The sequence below is a fragment of the Burkholderia sp. Bp9090 genome, assembly GCF_003857985.1.
Lineage (GTDB): Bacteria > Pseudomonadota > Gammaproteobacteria > Burkholderiales > Burkholderiaceae > Burkholderia.
In genome coordinates, this window is sequence record NZ_QTPV01000036.1 from 1 (window position 1) to 16,252 (window position 16,252).

Annotated in this window: 14 protein-coding genes; 1 reads left to right on the forward strand and 13 read right to left on the reverse strand. The window is 65.6% G+C overall.

What is annotated here, in order from left to right:
• Positions 1-809, reverse strand: an 809-nt coding sequence (locus DIE16_RS26510) for a TonB-dependent siderophore receptor (protein WP_185735517.1), incomplete at its 3' end; no start/stop codon positions are given.
• A 284-nt stretch (positions 810-1,093) separates the two neighbouring features.
• On the opposite strand from DIE16_RS26510, the gene DIE16_RS26515 reads away from it, so the two are divergent.
• Positions 1,094-1,966, forward strand: coding sequence for a LysR family transcriptional regulator (locus tag DIE16_RS26515; protein ID WP_124489452.1), 873 nt, complete (start codon positions 1,094-1,096; stop codon positions 1,964-1,966).
• 296 nt (positions 1,967-2,262) lie between these two features.
• On the opposite strand, the gene DIE16_RS26520 is transcribed toward DIE16_RS26515, so the two are convergent.
• The 12 genes from DIE16_RS26520 to DIE16_RS26575 all read right to left on the reverse strand — a co-directional run bounded on the left by DIE16_RS26520 (position 2,263) and on the right by DIE16_RS26575 (position 16,168).
• The gene (locus DIE16_RS26520) at positions 2,263-3,606 is read right to left on the reverse strand and encodes an LLM class flavin-dependent oxidoreductase (protein WP_124489453.1); all 1,344 of its coding nucleotides are present in this window, start codon (positions 3,604-3,606) and stop codon (positions 2,263-2,265) included.
• A 170-nt stretch (positions 3,607-3,776) separates the two neighbouring features.
• On the reverse strand, positions 3,777-4,208 hold the full coding sequence (locus tag DIE16_RS26525) for a biopolymer transporter ExbD (RefSeq protein WP_044848623.1): 432 nt from the start codon (positions 4,206-4,208) through the stop codon (positions 3,777-3,779).
• A 12-nt stretch (positions 4,209-4,220) separates the two neighbouring features.
• Positions 4,221-4,643 carry a biopolymer transporter ExbD gene (locus DIE16_RS26530; protein WP_124489454.1) on the reverse strand — a complete coding sequence of 141 codons (423 nt, stop codon included), beginning with the start codon at positions 4,641-4,643 and terminating at the stop codon, positions 4,221-4,223.
• A gap of 12 nt (positions 4,644-4,655) precedes the next feature.
• Positions 4,656-5,594 (reverse strand): MotA/TolQ/ExbB proton channel family protein, encoded by a 939-nt coding sequence (locus tag DIE16_RS26535; protein ID WP_124489455.1) that lies wholly within the window; start codon positions 5,592-5,594, stop codon positions 4,656-4,658.
• Between the two features lie 70 nt (positions 5,595-5,664).
• Positions 5,665-6,363, reverse strand: coding sequence for an energy transducer TonB (locus DIE16_RS26540; RefSeq protein ID WP_124489477.1), 699 nt, complete (start codon positions 6,361-6,363; stop codon positions 5,665-5,667).
• A gap of 203 nt (positions 6,364-6,566) precedes the next feature.
• Entirely contained in the window at positions 6,567-7,625 is a 1,059-nt protein-coding gene (locus DIE16_RS26545; RefSeq protein WP_185641371.1) for an LLM class flavin-dependent oxidoreductase, read from the reverse strand.
• A gap of 57 nt (positions 7,626-7,682) precedes the next feature.
• Positions 7,683-9,491, reverse strand: a complete 1,809-nt coding sequence (locus DIE16_RS37455; protein ID WP_124893730.1) for an amino acid ABC transporter permease/ATP-binding protein — start codon at positions 9,489-9,491, stop codon at positions 7,683-7,685.
• A gap of 32 nt (positions 9,492-9,523) precedes the next feature.
• Complete coding sequence (locus DIE16_RS26555) at positions 9,524-10,846, reverse strand: LLM class flavin-dependent oxidoreductase (protein WP_124523377.1); 1,323 nt, start codon at positions 10,844-10,846, stop codon at positions 9,524-9,526.
• Between the two features lie 44 nt (positions 10,847-10,890).
• Complete coding sequence (locus DIE16_RS26560) at positions 10,891-11,892, reverse strand: LLM class flavin-dependent oxidoreductase (RefSeq protein WP_124523379.1); 1,002 nt, start codon at positions 11,890-11,892, stop codon at positions 10,891-10,893.
• A 151-nt stretch (positions 11,893-12,043) separates the two neighbouring features.
• The gene (locus DIE16_RS26565) at positions 12,044-14,521 is read right to left on the reverse strand and encodes a TonB-dependent siderophore receptor (protein WP_124523382.1); all 2,478 of its coding nucleotides are present in this window, start codon (positions 14,519-14,521) and stop codon (positions 12,044-12,046) included.
• Between the two features lie 117 nt (positions 14,522-14,638).
• Positions 14,639-15,580, reverse strand: a complete 942-nt coding sequence (locus DIE16_RS26570) for an ABC transporter substrate-binding protein (RefSeq protein WP_124523463.1) — start codon at positions 15,578-15,580, stop codon at positions 14,639-14,641.
• 30 nt (positions 15,581-15,610) lie between these two features.
• A complete protein-coding gene (locus DIE16_RS26575) occupies positions 15,611-16,168 on the reverse strand; it encodes a GNAT family N-acetyltransferase (protein ID WP_185641372.1) in 558 nt (185 codons plus the stop codon).
• Between the last annotated feature and the right edge of the window lie 84 nt (positions 16,169-16,252).

Genomic DNA, 16,252 nt, shown 5'->3' on the forward strand with positions numbered 1-16,252 from the left:
AGCAGCTGGTAGCCGGGCGCGGAACGCTGGATCCACTGCTGGAATTCCGCGTTGAACTGCAGGCTCGCGCGCGGGCTAATGTCCCAGTCGGCGGCGATCGAGCCGAACGTGCGCCGTCCGTTGGTGCCGTCGATATAGGAGTGCATGTTCTCCTTCGCGGCGTTGATCCGGAAACCGAACTGATTGTCGGGGCCGAACCGGCGACCGAGATCGACGGCCGCCGACGTCGAGCCGCGGCTGTCGACGCCGCCCGTCACGCTCGCGACGTTCGCCGAACGCTTCGTCACGAAGTTGATCACGCCGCCCGGCGCGACCACGCCGCTGTCGATGCCCGCCAGCCCCTTCAGGATCTCGACGCGCTCCTTGTTCTCGAGCGGCACGTTCTGCTCGCCGGACACCGTCAGCCCGTCGATCCGGATCGCGCTCGCGAGATCGACCGGAAAGCCGCGGATCGCGAAGCCTTCGAAATAACCGACCGGCGCGTAGTCGTTGACGACCGACGCATCGTTGCGCACGACGTCGCTCAGCCGCTTCGCCTGCTGATCGTCGATCAGCGCCCGCGTGACGACGTTGACCGAGGCCGGCGTGTCGCGCAGCGGCGCATCGTCGAGCCCCGCGACCGACGCCGTGCGTGCGCGCAGCGTGTTGCCGCGCTCGCCGCTCACCGTGATCGCCGGCAGCGTCGCGCTGCCGGTCGCACCGGTGTCCGGCGCCGGCGCGTCGCCCTGCGCCACGGCGGCCTGCGCCGCGAAAAGCGTGATGCCGAGACCGACGCCGAACCGTGCCGGCCGAACCAATCTGCGAGCCATGACGTGCGGCACGACTGCCGCGCGTGATCTCCCCGAATATCGTTTCATTTCTCTCCTGCAGGTTGATCTGCCCTTGAACAAAAAAACACGGAACGCTTGCATCGATACGCGTTCAACCATTTCCGCTTTCGCGCTTCCGGAATAACGAAAGCACCATTTTCAATATATGGATCGCATCGCACGCCGACGTAAAACGGCCGGCTATACTGCGCGAACCAGGATTCGAACATAGCCGCACAACGCGGTCCAATGACATGTTTTCCTGGCGGTGATAACTCGCGGATATGAACTTCCATCTACTCAAATCGTTCGTTACACTCGCGAACTCGCTGCACTTCGGCTCTGCCTCGCAAGCGCTCAACCTGTCGCAGCCTGCCCTCACGAAACAGATCAAGCGACTCGAAGACGACCTGGGCGCGCCGCTTTTTCGGCGTGACCGGCATGGCACGGAGTTGACGGAACTGGGACGCTATTTCCTCGCCGAAGCCCAACCGCTGGTGGATCAGGCCGAACGCGTCCTCTCGCTGGGAAAGCGAGCCGCGCGCGGCGAAGTCGGACGACTCGCCATTGGCTATAGCTTCTCGACGGTGGAGACGGTGTCGCGTGTGTTGCCGCGCTTTCGCGAGCGTTTTCCCGATGTCGAGGTCACGCTGCATGATCTGTCGTCGGCCGAGCAGATGGAGCGGCTGCTCGAAGGCAGCCTCCAGGCGGGCTTCGTCCGCCTGCCCGTTCGGACCGGTCTCGCGCATCGGCGTCTTCTCTCCGATCGACTCGCGCTCGTCGTACCGCGCACGCTCGCGGACACGATCACGGGTTTCGATTCGCCATTGCTGCGCACGCTGCCGTTTCTATTGCTGCAGCGCGCACGCGCACCGGGCCTGCATGATCACATCGCACGATTTTGCGAGTCGCGCAGCTTCGAGCCACGCTTCGTGCAGCGCGCGAACGAGTCGCTGACGATCATCTCTCTGGTCGGCGCGGGGCTTGGGGTGTCGATCATGCACGAATCGGCGCTGCACTCGCCGGGCGACAAGGTCGTGTGCCTGCCTATCCCCGATGCCGATGCGCGCTGGGATGTCGGACTGACGTGGCGGGACGCAGTGCCCGATTCCATCGTGGAGAACTTCGTCGCTTTGTTGCCGGAAGTCGATGCATAGAGCAGTCTTCCGATCGAACGTGACTCGTCCGTCACGTCACGGACAATCATTCATTTTTGTCATTCGTCGCTTTAAAGCCCGGGGCATTTTTGATGCAGCCCGATTGAGCAATCCATCCATATTCGCGCCAACAGGGCCGCCGATACGCTCGCGGCCACACTACCGCTCGCATTTGCCGGACAGGTGTCGAGACGAGCACCAGAGCGGCGCCGCCTTACCATGCCTGCCCGCGCAGCGAGTGCCGGTACGAACCGCCAGCTCGCCACCGCGCGACCGTCGGCGCGTTCCAGATGAATTTATGCCGCCGTGTAGCGATTGCGCGGATAACCCACGCCGAGATGGTCGCGCAAGGTCTCTCCCTGATACTCGGCACGGAACAGCCCGCGCTGTCGGAGAATCGGCACCACCTGTTCGACGAAATCGGTGAATGCCGAAGGCGTCCCGCCACCGACGATGAAACCGTCAGCCGCGCCGGCCTCGAACCATTCCTGCAAACCATCCGCGATCTGCTCCGGGGTCCCGATGAAACGCGGGCGCGGCGCAGCCGATTCGAGCGCGACCTCGCGCAGCGTCAGGCCGCGCTCGCGCGCATTGCGCTTGATCTCGTCCGTCCCGCTGCGGAAACTGTTGCTGCCGAGGTCGCCGATTTCCGGAAACGGCGCGTCGAGCGGATACTGGCCGAAATCGTGATGCTCGAAAAACCGGCCGAGATGGTCGAGCGCGCTTTCGATCGTGATCAGTGTCAGGCTCTCCTGGTATTGCCGTTCCGCGTCCTCGGCAGAAGCGCCCACGATCACGCCGATGCCCTGGAAGATCTTCAGGTCGTCGGGATGCCTGCCGTGCCCGCTCACCTGGCGCTTGAGATCGGCATAGAAATCGCGCGCCTGAGCCAGCGTGTCGTGATGCGTGAAGACCGCATCCGCATGCTTCGCCGCGAGCTGCTTGCCCGCATCCGACGCGCCGGCCTGGAACAGGACGGGACGCGCCTGCGGCGTACGCCCGACGTTCAGCGGCCCCTCGACGGAGAAATACTTGCCCTTGTGATCGAGCGTATGGAGCTTGGCCGGATCGAAGAACACGCCGCTCGCGCGGTCGCGCACGAACGCGTCGTCCTCCCAGGAATCCCAGAGCCCCTTCGTGACCTCGAGATATTCGTCGGCGATCCGGTAACGTTCGTCATGTTCGGGATGCGCGGTGCGCGAAAAATTCCGCGCGGAACCTTCGAGCGGCGACGTCACGACGTTCCAGCCCGCTCGCCCCCGGCTCAGGTGATCCAGGCTCGCGAACTGCCGGGCAACCGTGAACGGTTCGCTGTAGGACGTCGACAGGGTTCCCACCAGCCCCACCCGTTCCGTGACGGCCGACAGCGCCGACAACAGCGTGAGCGGCTCGAACCGGTTGAGGAAGTGCGGAATCGACTTCGCGTTGATATGCAGGCCGTCCGCCACGAATACGAAATCGAACTTGCCCGCCTCGGCCTGGCGGGCCACGTTCTTCGCGAAGTCCGGGTTGATGCTTGCGTCGATCACCGCGTCGGGGTGCCGCCATCCCGCGTAATGTCCACCGGGTCCGTGGATCGTCGCGCCAAGATGAATCCGCCTGGAACGCCCGTTCGCCCGCTCTGCCTGCGCTTCGCTCATGATGTCAATTTCATTGGTTTTACTGATGTTGTAGGAAACTACGCTTCCTCTCCCGCCTCATCCGCTTCGTCTTCATCGGCACGGCGGTGCGTGAAACGTCGCTTGCCTGAAGATCGGCACCCGGCCGCCCCGCTCCGGCACCCGAGCGCTCGACGAACCTTCCACGCGACTCATTGCATGTACTGTTCGTTGCCGATCAACCCGATCTTCGTCGCCCCTTCGCGCTGGGCCGACGCCAGCACTTCGGCCACCGCCCGGTAAGGCGCCGCCTTGTCCGGGCGCAACCGGATCTCGTCCTGGTCCGCCTCGGCCGCCACCTCGCGAAACTTCGCGTCCAGCGCCGCGCCGCCCCGCACGGCCGCGCCGTTCCAGTTGACCGAGCCGTCCGCGCCGATGTCGATCTGCACCACCTGAGGCGGATGCGGCGGGACGGGCGGATTCCCGACCGGCAAGTTCATCTTCACCGAATGCATCTGGATCGGGATCGTGATGATCAACATGATCAGCAGCACCAGCATCACGTCGATCAGCGGCGTGGTGTTGATGTCCACCATCACGTCCGGCTCGTCCCTGCCCGCGCCGGAACCTGCGTTCATACCCATCGTTCGAACTCCCTAGCCGCCCCGTGCGGGGGGCTGAGTAATGAAGGAAAGCTTGCCGATCCCGGCCCGCTCGCACGCCGTCACGACCTTGCCGATGTACCGATACGGCGTGGCCTGATCGCCGCGGACGTGCACGTCCGGCTGCGGCGTCTGCGCGGATACGTCCTTCAGCCGCGCCACCAGCGTCTGCAGGTCCACATGCTCGGTGCCCCAGAAGATGTCGCCCTGCCGGTTCACCGCGAGCTCGATGCTTTTCGGCTGCGTCTGCAGCGGCTGGACCCGCTCCTTCGGCAACTGCACCTGGATCGTATGGGTCACCACCGGGATCGTGATCAGGAAGATGATCAGCAGCACCAGCATCACGTCCACGAGCGGCGTCGTGTTGATCGCCGAGATGACCTCGTCGTTGTCGTCACCGCCGACACTGATCGCCATGACAGCCTCCGCTCACGACTGAACCGCCAGCGCCTGCGGCGCCGGTGCCGCGGGCGTCGCGCTGCTGCCGGCCGCGCGCCGGCCGCCCGCGAGCAATACCGTATGCAACTGCGCGCCGAAGTCGCGCACGCGCTCCATCACGGACTTGTTCCGGCGCACGAGGAAGTTGTAGCCGAGCACGGCCGGTACGGCCACGGCGAGGCCGATCGCGGTCATGATCAGCGCCTCGCCCACCGGGCCGGCGACCTTGTCGATCGATGCCTGGCCGGCGATGCCGATGGCCGTCAGCGCGTGATAGATGCCCCACACCGTGCCGAACAGCCCGACGAACGGCGCCGTGGATCCCACGGTGCCCAGAAACGCGAGGCCGTCCTGCAGCCGGTTCGACACGTTGGTGATCGAACGCTCGATGTTCAGGTCGATCCAGGTATTGCGATCGACCGAATCGAGCAGCGCCGTGTCGTGATGCTCCCCGGCCTCGATCGCGTTCTCGGCGATGAAACGGAACGGCGACGCATCATCGAGCTGGGCCGCGCCTTCGGCCAGCGTCGGCGCATTCCAGACCTGCTCGTCGGCCGATTTCGCGCGGCTGTTTGCCCGCACCTGCTCGAGGAACTTGGTGATCATGATGTACCAGCTCCCGAGCGACATGACCACGAGCAGCCCAAGGACGAAGCGGGCCACGAAGTCGCCGTTCGCCCACAGGGCACCGAGGCCATACGGGTTCTCGACGGTTGCCGACGTCGCGGGCGCGGGCGGCGGCGCCGAAAGATCGGCCGCACTGGCGGCAGCCGGTGCCGCCGCGGTCGGTGCCGCGCCGGATGCCGCCCGGCCGGGCGCCGATGCCGCTGCTTCCTGGGCGAGCACGGTGTGCGGTGCGACCAGGGTGCCGCCAATGCCGGCGGTGATCATCAGACTTGCCGCAAGTGCGGCGCGAAAGCGCTTTTTCATAAGGACTCCATCCGTATACGTCGTGTGTCGATTCGTGAAGCCGGCCAGCTCGAACGGCGTGTGGCCGGCATCAATTCAGATTGAAGGAAAACGGTACCCGCACCCGCACGGGCTGCCCCTGCGCAATGCAGCGAAAGCGCTTGACCGCACTGAGCGCCGCCCGATTGAGCACCGGGTCCGCCGGCTGCGCGAGCCTCAGGTTCGTGACGCGACCGTCCGGGTCCACCGTAAACTCGACCGTCACATCGCCCGTGATGTTGTTGTCCTGCGCCTCGGGCGGATAGACGATCGACGAGCGGACTTCGTCCGAGTTCGGGCAGACGACGCCGACCTCCTGGTTCACCGGCCTCGCGACCGGCGCCGGCGCAGGCACCGGCGCGGGCGGCGCCTCGTGCACGGGTGCGCTCGGGGCCGGCGCGGCCTGGTGCGTGATGGTCGGCTGCGGCGGCGCCTGCACGTGTACCTCGGGCGGCGGCACGAACGGCGGAGGCGGCGGCGCCACCCGCGGCTTCGACACGACCTTCTCGACCGGCTTCGGCGGCGGGGGCGGCGGCGGTTTCACCGGCACGATGATGCGAGTCTCGATCGGTTGCTGGACGATCTCGACGACCCGGGTCGCCAGGCCGTTCACCAGCGCCCAGATCAGGACGAGATGCAGGCCGATGGCGATCGCGATGCCGCCGAAGCGACGGACCGGATGGGTCCGCTTGTTGCCGAACTGGCGCGGACGGCCGATTGCCGCGAGTCGGGTTTGAGAGGCGCTAGTCATGTTCAGTCCAATTGCAATAAGGTCGGGCGTTCGGCGCCGCCTGACATCGGCGGGCCGGCGCACGGACGGCGGCGCAAGCGATTCGCCGGCGCGTGACCGCCCCGCGTGCGTGGCGGCGAGACGGTCCCGGCCCGCGCGGCCGTATCCGCCCCGTCGCCGATTCCGGTCACGCACGCCGCCCGACGCATGTCGTGTCGCTCCCGTCAGGCCGCGACCGGCTCTCGCCGGTCGGCCGGACGCCAGCCGAGTGCCGGGGCGATACGCGTGACGAAATCGTCGAGAATCTGCCGGTAACTTTCGAACGGCAGGTCGTAAGGCAATTCCAGGCGCAGTTCCCGCACTTGTCCGACCACGGGGTCGGCAAGCAGCCGCTCCACGATCTCGTCCGAGGTGCCGACGAGATCCGGTGCGAAGAGCGTGCGCCGTTCGCCCTGCGGCGCCAGCGTGCGGGCATGGCGCGCGTCGGCAAACGCCCGATAGCGTTCACGCTCCCGCGCATCTGCACTGTCGGTCGGGACGATCACCCGGCCCAGCGCGATACGGGGTGCGGCGGCTTCGCTCCAGTGACGGCGGTACAGCTCGAGCTGCCGAAGCTGGGCGTCGACATAACTGTCGGTCCCCTCGCCCGTGGTCAGATTGCCGATCAGCAAGTTGAAGCCGTTTCTGGCGGCCCACTCGATCGAGCGCCTGGAACCGCCCCCATACCAGAGCCGGTCCGTCAGACCGGGCGCATACGGGCTCACCCGCGGCCGCACCCGGCCGGCGGCCGATTCCACGAACGTGTCGTCGTCACCGAGCCAGTCGCCGGCGAGATTGCGACGCAGGCGTGCCACCCGTGCGTGCGAGAAGTCGACCAGGTCGGGATCGGTGTCGAACAGCCGCTCGCCCAGCAGCGCACCGTGATTCGGCGCGCCTGCGCTGAGCCCCACATTGAGCCGGCCGTTCGACAGCACGTCCACGGTCGCGAGATCCTCGGCGAGCCGGAACGGATTCTCGTAGCCCATCTGGATCACCGCCGTGCCGAGCCCGATCCGGCTCGTCCGCTGGCTCGCCGCCGCGAGAAACGTGGCGGCCGAGGACACGGCGCGCTCGAGATGACGCTGCCGCACCCAGGCGCTGTCGTAACCGAGCGCCTCGCCGACGCGAAACAGTTCGAGCGTCCGCTCGAATCCGGCGGCGGCGTCCTCGTCGGGATAATTTCCCGGTGTGAGGAATGCAATGTGATCGATTCGTCCGTTGCTCACTTTTTCATCCTTCGTCATTTGCCACGGTGTCGATGCGTTGTCGTGCCGGCCGCAAGCCGGGAGGCCCGCACATGACTACGACAGCACCCTGGACAGGAACTCGCGCGTACGCGGATGCGATGGCGCCGCCAGCACCGCCGACGGCGGCCCCGACTCCACGATGCGTCCGCAATCCATGAAAACGATCGTGTCGGCCACTTCGCGCGCAAAACCGATCTCGTGCGTGACGATGATCAGCGTCGTCCCGGAACGGGCAAGCTGACGAATCACGTCGAGCACTTCGTTGACGAGCTCCGGGTCGAGCGCGGAAGTCGGCTCGTCGAACAGCAACACCTTGGGCTTCAGCGCGAGCGCGCGGGCGATCGCCACGCGTTGCTGCTGCCCGCCGGACAGCTGACGCGGCCACGCATCGGCCTTGTCGGCCAGGCCCACGCGGGCGAGCAGCGCGCGTGCTTCCGCTTCCGCCCGTTCGCGCGGCAGGCCGGCCGCGACCGGCGCCTCGACGACGTTCTGGAGCACGGTCAAATGCGGGAACAGGTTGAAACTCTGGAACACCATGCCGACCTCGGCGCGGCGGCGCAGGATGTCCTTTTCCTTGAGTTCGTGGAGCGTGCGTCCGTCGCGGCGATAGCCGACCAGTTCGCCGTCGATGTCGATGAAGCCCTCGTCGACACGCTCGAGGTGGTTGACGGTTCGCAGCAGCGTCGACTTGCCGGAGCCCGACTGCCCCAGAATGACCGTCACGCTCCCGGACGGGATGGCCAGCGAAACGTCGTCGAGTACCTTCTGCGCCCCGAAGCGCTTCGATATGCGATGAATGCCGACGGCCGCCCCGACGCGCTGTTTCGCCCAGCCGGTCGTCTCGGCACCCGCCGCCGCGTCGTCCGGCTGGCTGCCCTCCACCGCGGCCGGGGAAAGCAGCGTCTCGAGCGAACGAAAACCTTTGCGCAGGAATGCGGAAACGGGCGACACGGCCACCGGGTCGCGCGTCGCACCGCGCGCATAGTGGCGCTCGATATGAACCTGGATCGCGGACAATACCGTCAGGATCACCAAATACCAGACGGTCGCGACCATCAGCATCGGAATCACTTCCAGGTTGCGGTGGTAGATGATCTGGACCGTGTAGAACAGATCCGGCATCGCGAGGATATAGACGACCGCGGTGCCCTTCGCCAGTCCGATCACGTCGTTGAACGCGGCAGGCAGGATCGCGCGCATCGCCTGAGGCAGCACGATGCGCCAGGTCTGCCGCGCGCGCGGCAGGCCGAGCGCCGCCGCGGCCTCGCGCTGCCCGTGGTCGACCGACAGGATGCCGCCGCGGATCGCCTCCGCCGCGAACGCGGCCTGGGTCAGCGTCAGCCCGAGGATCGCTGCCATGAACGGTGTGATCAGATCCGTGGTCGGGCCGTGCAGGAACACGATGTTCGTGAACGGAATCGCGAGCCTGACCGTGTCGTACAGATAGCCGAGATTGTTCAGCAACAGCAGCAGGACGATGGTCGGAATCGAACGGAACAGCCAGATGTAGGCCCACGCGCACGAGGACAACAGCGGCGAGCGCGAGAGTCGCGCCAGCGCGAGCGGAACGGCCAGCGCGAAGCCGAGCACCGCGCCGAGCGCCGTCAGCAGCAGCGTCTGCCCGAGCCCCGCGAGCACGGCTTCGGAGAAAAACCACTGCGCGAAGACTTTCCAGCCCCAGTGCGGGTTGTCGAGCACCGAATAGAGAACGGCAGCGATCAGCACGATCGCCGCGGCGGTCCCGAGCGTCCTTGCCGGATTGCGGGCAGGAACGACCCGGTATTGCGCGTAGTCGGGTGGCGCCGATGACGCGCCTTCGGCCACGAAGGGTGCATGACCGGCAATCCTGGAAATATCGTTCATCACGCTGCCTTTGCGCATGTCATGTCGATCCGTCACGCAGTCTCTGCGGTTGCGTAACGGCTCGCGCGGCGCGGCAGGCCGAGATGGTCCCGCAGCGTGGCGCCCGGTAGCGCACGGTGGTAGCGGCCCCGTGCCTCGAGTGCGGGAATCACGTAACGGACGAAATCCTCGAGCCCTTCGGTCTGCACCTGGAAGCCGAGAATGAAGCCGTCGGCCGCGCCCGCATCGAACCAGCGGATCAGTTCGTCCGCGACCGCCTCGCCGGTGCCGATGAACCCGGGCTTCGGCGTTGCCACGTCGAGCGCCACCTCCCTGAGCGTCGAACCGTTTCGCCTGGCCTCGTCCTTGATGCGATCGGTCGTGGAACGGAAACTGTTCCTGCCGAGCTCGCCCAGCTCAGGAAACGGCGCATCGAGCGGATACTGCGAAAAGTCATGATGCTCGAAAAAGCGGCCGAGATAAGCGAGCGCCTCGTCGATCGTGAGCAGATCGCGAATCGCGCGGTACTTCTCCTCGGCTTCTTCGCGCGTCGCGCCGACGATCGGCCCGATACCGGGGAAGATCTTCACGTCGGTGCGCGCGCGGCCGTGCGCCTCCGCGCTGTCGCGCACGCGCTCGGCAAATGCGCGCGTCTCGTCCAGCGACGGCGCGTGCGTGAACACGGCATCGGCATACTTGCCGGCCAGCGCGATACCGTCATCCGACGCTCCCGCCTGGAAAATCACCGGCTGCCCCTGCGGCGAACGCTGGATGTTGAGCGGCCCGGCCACCTCGAAAAAGCGGCCCTTGTGGTTCAGCGGGTGCAGCTTGTCGCGATCGAAGAAGCGGCCGCTCGCGCGGTCGCGCACGAACGCGTCGTCGTCCCAGCTGTCCCACAGGCCCTGCACCGCCTCCAGGTATTCATCGGCGATCTCGTAACGCAGTGCGTGATCCGGATGTGCGCCGCCGTAGTTCTTCGCCGAGCCTTCGAGCGGCGAGGTCACGACGTTCCACCCGGCGCGCCCGCCGCTGATCAGGTCGAGCGACGCGAACTGGCGGGCAACCGTGAACGGATGGCTGTACGACGTGGACAGCGTGCCCGCCAGCCCGATCTTCGATGTGGCCGTCGCAAGCGCGGACAGGATCGAGATCGGCTCGAAGCGGTTCAGGAAATGCGGGATCGACTTCTCGTTGATGTAAAGGCCATCCGCGACGAACACGAATGCCACGCCGTTGGCTTCGGCCTTCTGCGCGATGCCGGTGACGAAGTCGATGTTGACGCTCGCATCGGCAGGGCCGGCCGGATGCTTCCAGGAATTCATGTGGCCGCCTGCGCCATGCAGCATCAGGCCGAAAGTGAGGTTGCGTTGGGTCATGTTCGAATCCGCGGTCTGAAGAATGAAAAGGCAGCCAGGCGCCGTCACGCGCCGACCGGCTGCTCGAGACCTGCCAGCGCCTCGATCGAGGCGAGGCGCTTGGCATGGTCCGCCACCGGGTTGTCGATGACGAACTCCTCGATGCCGAAGCGCTCATGCAGCGCATCCAGTTCCCGACGCACCTCGTCCGGCGTGCCTGCCGCGACCTGCGGACGCAACTCGTCGATGCGATAGTCGGTGACACCGATCTGGCGCGCGAAATCGGCCGCCGCCTCCTGGCTCTGCAGGTTGACGCTCTGCCCGTTGCCGAATCGCAACTTGAAGATCCGCAACGCGCCGACCTGGCGTCTGGCGTCCTCCGACGATTGCGCGGCGACCGCGAACAGGGCGAGCAGCGGCACACGGCCCGTCGCGCTGCGATAGACGTCGAGCGACCTTTCGATATTGCCGATGTCGCCGTTGAAGTGGCCTGCGTAGCAGAACTGCCAGTCATGCCGGGCGGCCAGTTCGGCACTTTCCGGACTACCGCCCAGCAGGATGCGCTGCGGCGATTCCGGCGGCGCGGGCAAGGCGACCGCCCCGGCCAACGGGTGGTCCGGCGCGACGCCGTCGCCGAGAAACGCATCGAGTTCGGCGAGTTGCCCGGCAAAGTCGGGCTTCTTCGCCTTGTCGTGAAACCATTGCAATGCCCGCGTCGTGAGCGGCAGCCCGCCGGGCGCCTTGCCGACGCCCAGGTCGACACGTCCGGGCGCGAGCGAAGCCAGCGCACGGAACGATTCGGCGACCTTGTAGGGGCTGTAATGCTGAAGCATCACGCCACCCGAGCCGACGCGAATCCGCGACGTATGCGCAAGCAAATGCGACACGATGATCTCCGGTGCCGAGCTCGCGAGACCCGGCGCGCCATGGTGTTCCGCAATCCAGTAGCGCTTGTAGCCGAGCGCTTCGGCACGCTTCGCAAGCGCGATCGTGAAGTTCAGCGCGTCATGCGCGCTCGCCCCTTCTGCAATCGGGCTTTTGTCGAGAATCGAAAGGGAATAAGACATGAAGCTCAACCTTGTAAGTCGGTCGTCCCGCCGAAATGAAACGGCCTCGGACGGGCGCCGAAAAAGCGGAACATGCCGGACAGATCATTCATTATGGATAACGGCTCATCTGCCCGTTACGGTCATTTCTTCTATGAATATGGCCGATCGATCAGAACAGATAGCGTGCCCGCAGATAATAGAAACCGCCGTTGACGCCGATCGTGCTACCGCCGCTGTACTGGATGCCTTCCAGCTGCGCCTCGTACGGCAGCTTGCTCGGGCGGACGTCGAACAGGTTCTGCGCGCCGGCCGCGATCTGGAATTTCTTGGTCACGTCATAGCGCACCTCGACATCGGTGACATAGCGTGCGGCCTCCTCGAAGTGAACGAACTGGGAGGTCGAGAACGCGTTCGGTCCGACGATGTAGGTCGCTTCTCCCGAGGTCTTCCCGTAACGCGTCTCGTGGAGCGTCACGGCCCACTTGTCGAGACGCCAGGTGCCGCCGACGATGATCTTGTTCTTCGGCGTCGTGGTGGACAGCGACGCGATCTGCTGCGCGTTCAGCGACGGCCTGCCGTTCGACCCGTTCGCCACGTGCGTGACCGAGGTCGTATTCAGGTTCACCCCGAAGTCCCAGTCCACCTGCCCGTACCGGCCGAAACCGGTGTGGTAGGTACCCGCCAGATCGATCCCTCGCGTGCGCGTATTGGCGCCGTTGGTGAAATAGCTCGCGCTGACCGCCGACACCGGCACCGATCCCGGAACCGTCAGCCCCGCCCCTTCGAGCGCGGCGATGGCCGCCGCGCCCGACGCGGTTCCGCCGAGCACGATCCGGTTGCGGATGTTGATCTGGTAAGCGTCGATCGTCAGCTGCAGGTTGCGAACGGGATTGAGCACCAGACCGAAGTTGTAGCTGGTCGACTCTTCAGGCTTCAGCGCCTGCGCACCGATCAGGCGCGCGCCGGGCGAGGTCGTCGCGAGGATGCCGCCCACCGACGCCGGCGACGTGGTCACGCTGGTATAGGACTCCTGGGCCAGCGACGGCGCACGAAAGCCGGAGCTGACGCTGCCGCGAACCGCAATGGCCGGCGAAAACTGGTAGCGGGTGGCGATCTTGCCGTTGGTGGTGTCGCCGACGTCGTTGTAGTGCTCGTAGCGGCCCGCCAGATTCACCTGCCATTTCGGCGTCAGGTAAGTCGACAAATCGATGTACGTGCCGATCACGTTGCGCGAGATGTCGCTCGCGCTGACGGGCGCCAGGCCCGGCAACGCAGCCGAGCCGCCGTAGATCCAGGATGCCTGCTCGCCGTTGCGGATCGTATAGGTTTCGCGGCGCTGCTCGACGCCCACCGCGACATTCAGCGGCGCCGGCAGCAGCGGGACATTGAATGCCCGCGACAGGTCGAGGTTGTTGGTCAGCTGCGTATTGCTGACGGTCGACAGGTGGAAGGTGGTCGGCGTATAGCCCGATGCCGCGTACAACCCGGTGTTGGCGGAATTGCGCATGCCGAACACGCTGTAGTCCCCGCCGTAGGTCGTGCTGAAATCCCACGCCCAGCCGAACAGGTTCTTTCCCTTGATCCCCGCCGTCACCGAGTAGTCGTTCTCGTTGATCGTTTCGACCGGCACGAAGCCGTTCGGGTAGACCTGCGGCAGCACGAAAGGCGGACGAAAGTTCTGGTACGCATCGCCGTTCCGGTGTGCGTAAGTGCCGAACCCGTAGAGTTCGACCTCGTCGCCGAGGTAGTAGCCGGCATTGAAGCCGACCGTCTCGCGCGAACTGGCCGGGTCGCCCAGGATCGGGTTGTAGTAGCCCTGTCCTTGCGGAAAGCGTCCGAAATAATCGTCCGGCCCGGTGCGGATCGTATGGTTCTGCCGGTCGAACCCGGCGCTCAGGTCGAGGAAGCCCTTGTCGGCGAGATTCAGGCCGATCGTGGCCGACTCGCTCGTCTTGAAGCCGTCGCCGGAGTATGTCTGCCCGTTCGTCGTGGCAAGCTCGCCGCCGCGTGCATTGCGCTTCAGGATGATGTTGATCACGCCCGCGATCGCGTCCGAGCCGTACTGCGCGGACGCACCGTCGCGCAGCACTTCGATGTGGTCGATCAGGCCGACCGGAATGGTATCGATGTCCACGCCGGTCGAGCCCTGGTTCAGGCCCGGGTCGAGCGTGATGTTGGCCGTCGTATGGCGGCGCTTGCCATTCACCAGCACGAGCACGTGGTCGGGCGTGAGGCCATGAAGCGACAGCGTATCGGTCAACACGCCCGTGTCGCCGGAGTACGAGGTCCGGGTGATCGACGGCGAGAGTTTCACCAATGCGTCGCGCAGGTTGGTTTGCCCCGTCGCGCGCAATTGATCGCCTCCGATCACGTCGATCGGCGTCAGGCTCTTGCTCGCACGCGTCTCGGTGCGCGAACCCGTGATCACGACCCGGTCCTGAACCTGTACCTTGCCGTCCGGCGCGGCCGACGCCGACGATGCTGGCGCGACCGCACTACTGGCTGGCGCCGCGACCGCCGCCGCTCCGTCCCCCGCTCCCGCTTCCTGCGCCCAGGCCGCGCCATGAAAAACACCTGCCGCAACCGCCACCGATATCACCGTCCTGCGCGTCTTCGGCGAGACCCCCTCGCCCCGTGTGTGCCGCATGATTTCTCCGTTCTTTGCCGATTGAAGGCACGCTATACGCTGCCTTTTAGTAGTAGTCCGTATGATTACCCGAGGATTTTCCGCATGACGGCCGTCCTTCGGCCGCTCATGACCCGATCAGAGATCGGGGAGCCCCGGAGGATTCGTCGAGGCCTTCGTGATCGCCTCGCTGTCGAGATTCCAGCGGCCCAGCACCTGCTGGTACTTGCCGTTCCGGATCAGGTCGTTGATGGCGTAGGTAATGGGCACGGCCAGTCCGCTGCCCTTGCGGGTGGTGACGGCGACTTCCGCCGTGCGGGGCCACCCGCCGCTGACCGTGCCGACCTGCCGGATCTTCACACCCTGGCTCGCTTGATAGACCAGCGCGGCATTGACGCTGAAAATCGCGTCGGCGCGCCCCGATACCAGCGCCAGCGTCCGCACCGACGGATCCTCGTAATACAGCACGTGAATCGGCTTCAGCCCGTGTGCGACGTTTTCCTTGTCCCAGGCCAGCAGGATCTTTTCCTGGTTGGTTCCGGAGTCGCCGATGACGCGCAATCCGGCGATATCCCTGGGCTCGCGAATCTGCTTGATGGGGCTGTTCTGCTCGACGTAGAAACCGAGCACGTCGCGGCGATAGGTCGAGAAGTCGAATTTCTGTTTGCGCGCTTCCGTCACGGTCACGTTCGACAGCACCGCGTCCACCTTGCCGGACGCGACGGCAAGCGGCCAGTCCGCCCAGGCGAGCGGCACGAGCTTGAGCTTCAGTCCGAGTTCGTCCGCAACCAGTTGGGCGAGATCCGGATCGGCGCCGACGATCGTTTTCGCGTCCGTTGCGTATGCACTGATCGGGGGAAACGCCACCGCGATGCCGACGGTCAGCACGCCCTTCTCGGCAAAACGGAAGTTCTCCGGGATCAACTTGATCGCCTCCGCATCCGGCGTGACGCGCGGGCGATCATGCTGATCGGGGCTCAGGTTGAACGACGTCGCCGATTGCGCGATGCCGGCAACCCCCATTACCACCACCGCAAACGCACCGGACAAGGCCAGGCCGATTCCGCGACGACGATTCATTTTTCGGTATCCCGTGGAAGTGTTCATGCGTCATGCACCGAACGGCCGACCCAACGGCCTGTCCGGCTTCAGATCCTGCAAATGTTCGATACGACCGGGTTCGAGCAGATCCTTTGCGAAAGGCAGTCGCCAATGCACTTCCGGTGCGATCGCCGGATCGTATAGCGGTTCGTAGCCGGTGCCGAGATAGAGCGCCGAGGCCTCCGGTTGACGAAATCCGGTCGTGAGATAAACCCGCCGGTATCCCTGCTTCAACGCACGTGCTTCGAGCTCGGCCACCACGCGGCGTGCGACGCCCTGGCGACGAACGCCGGAATGCGCCCAGATGCGCTTGAGTTCCGCCGTCGTGTCGTCGTAGCGCTGAAATGCACCGCCGCCCACGACTTCGCCACCGCGTCGAATCAGGATGAAAGCGCCATCGGGTGGCGCGAACAGCGCCGCCGGGTAGGTCAGGAGTTCGTCACGCACGACTTCCGCGGGCACCGCGCGAAAGTCCTGGTAGCGCGTGGAATATTCGACCGACAACTCGTCGAACATGGGCAACGCGAGCAGGTCGAGCGGGGATGTGTCGATTACTTCGTCAGTCACTGATACGCCAGATGCTTCGAGTCATCTGCCTCTGATTTGCCGGGATCGGCGGATTCGTTCGACACGCTTCATGCCGCGCATCGC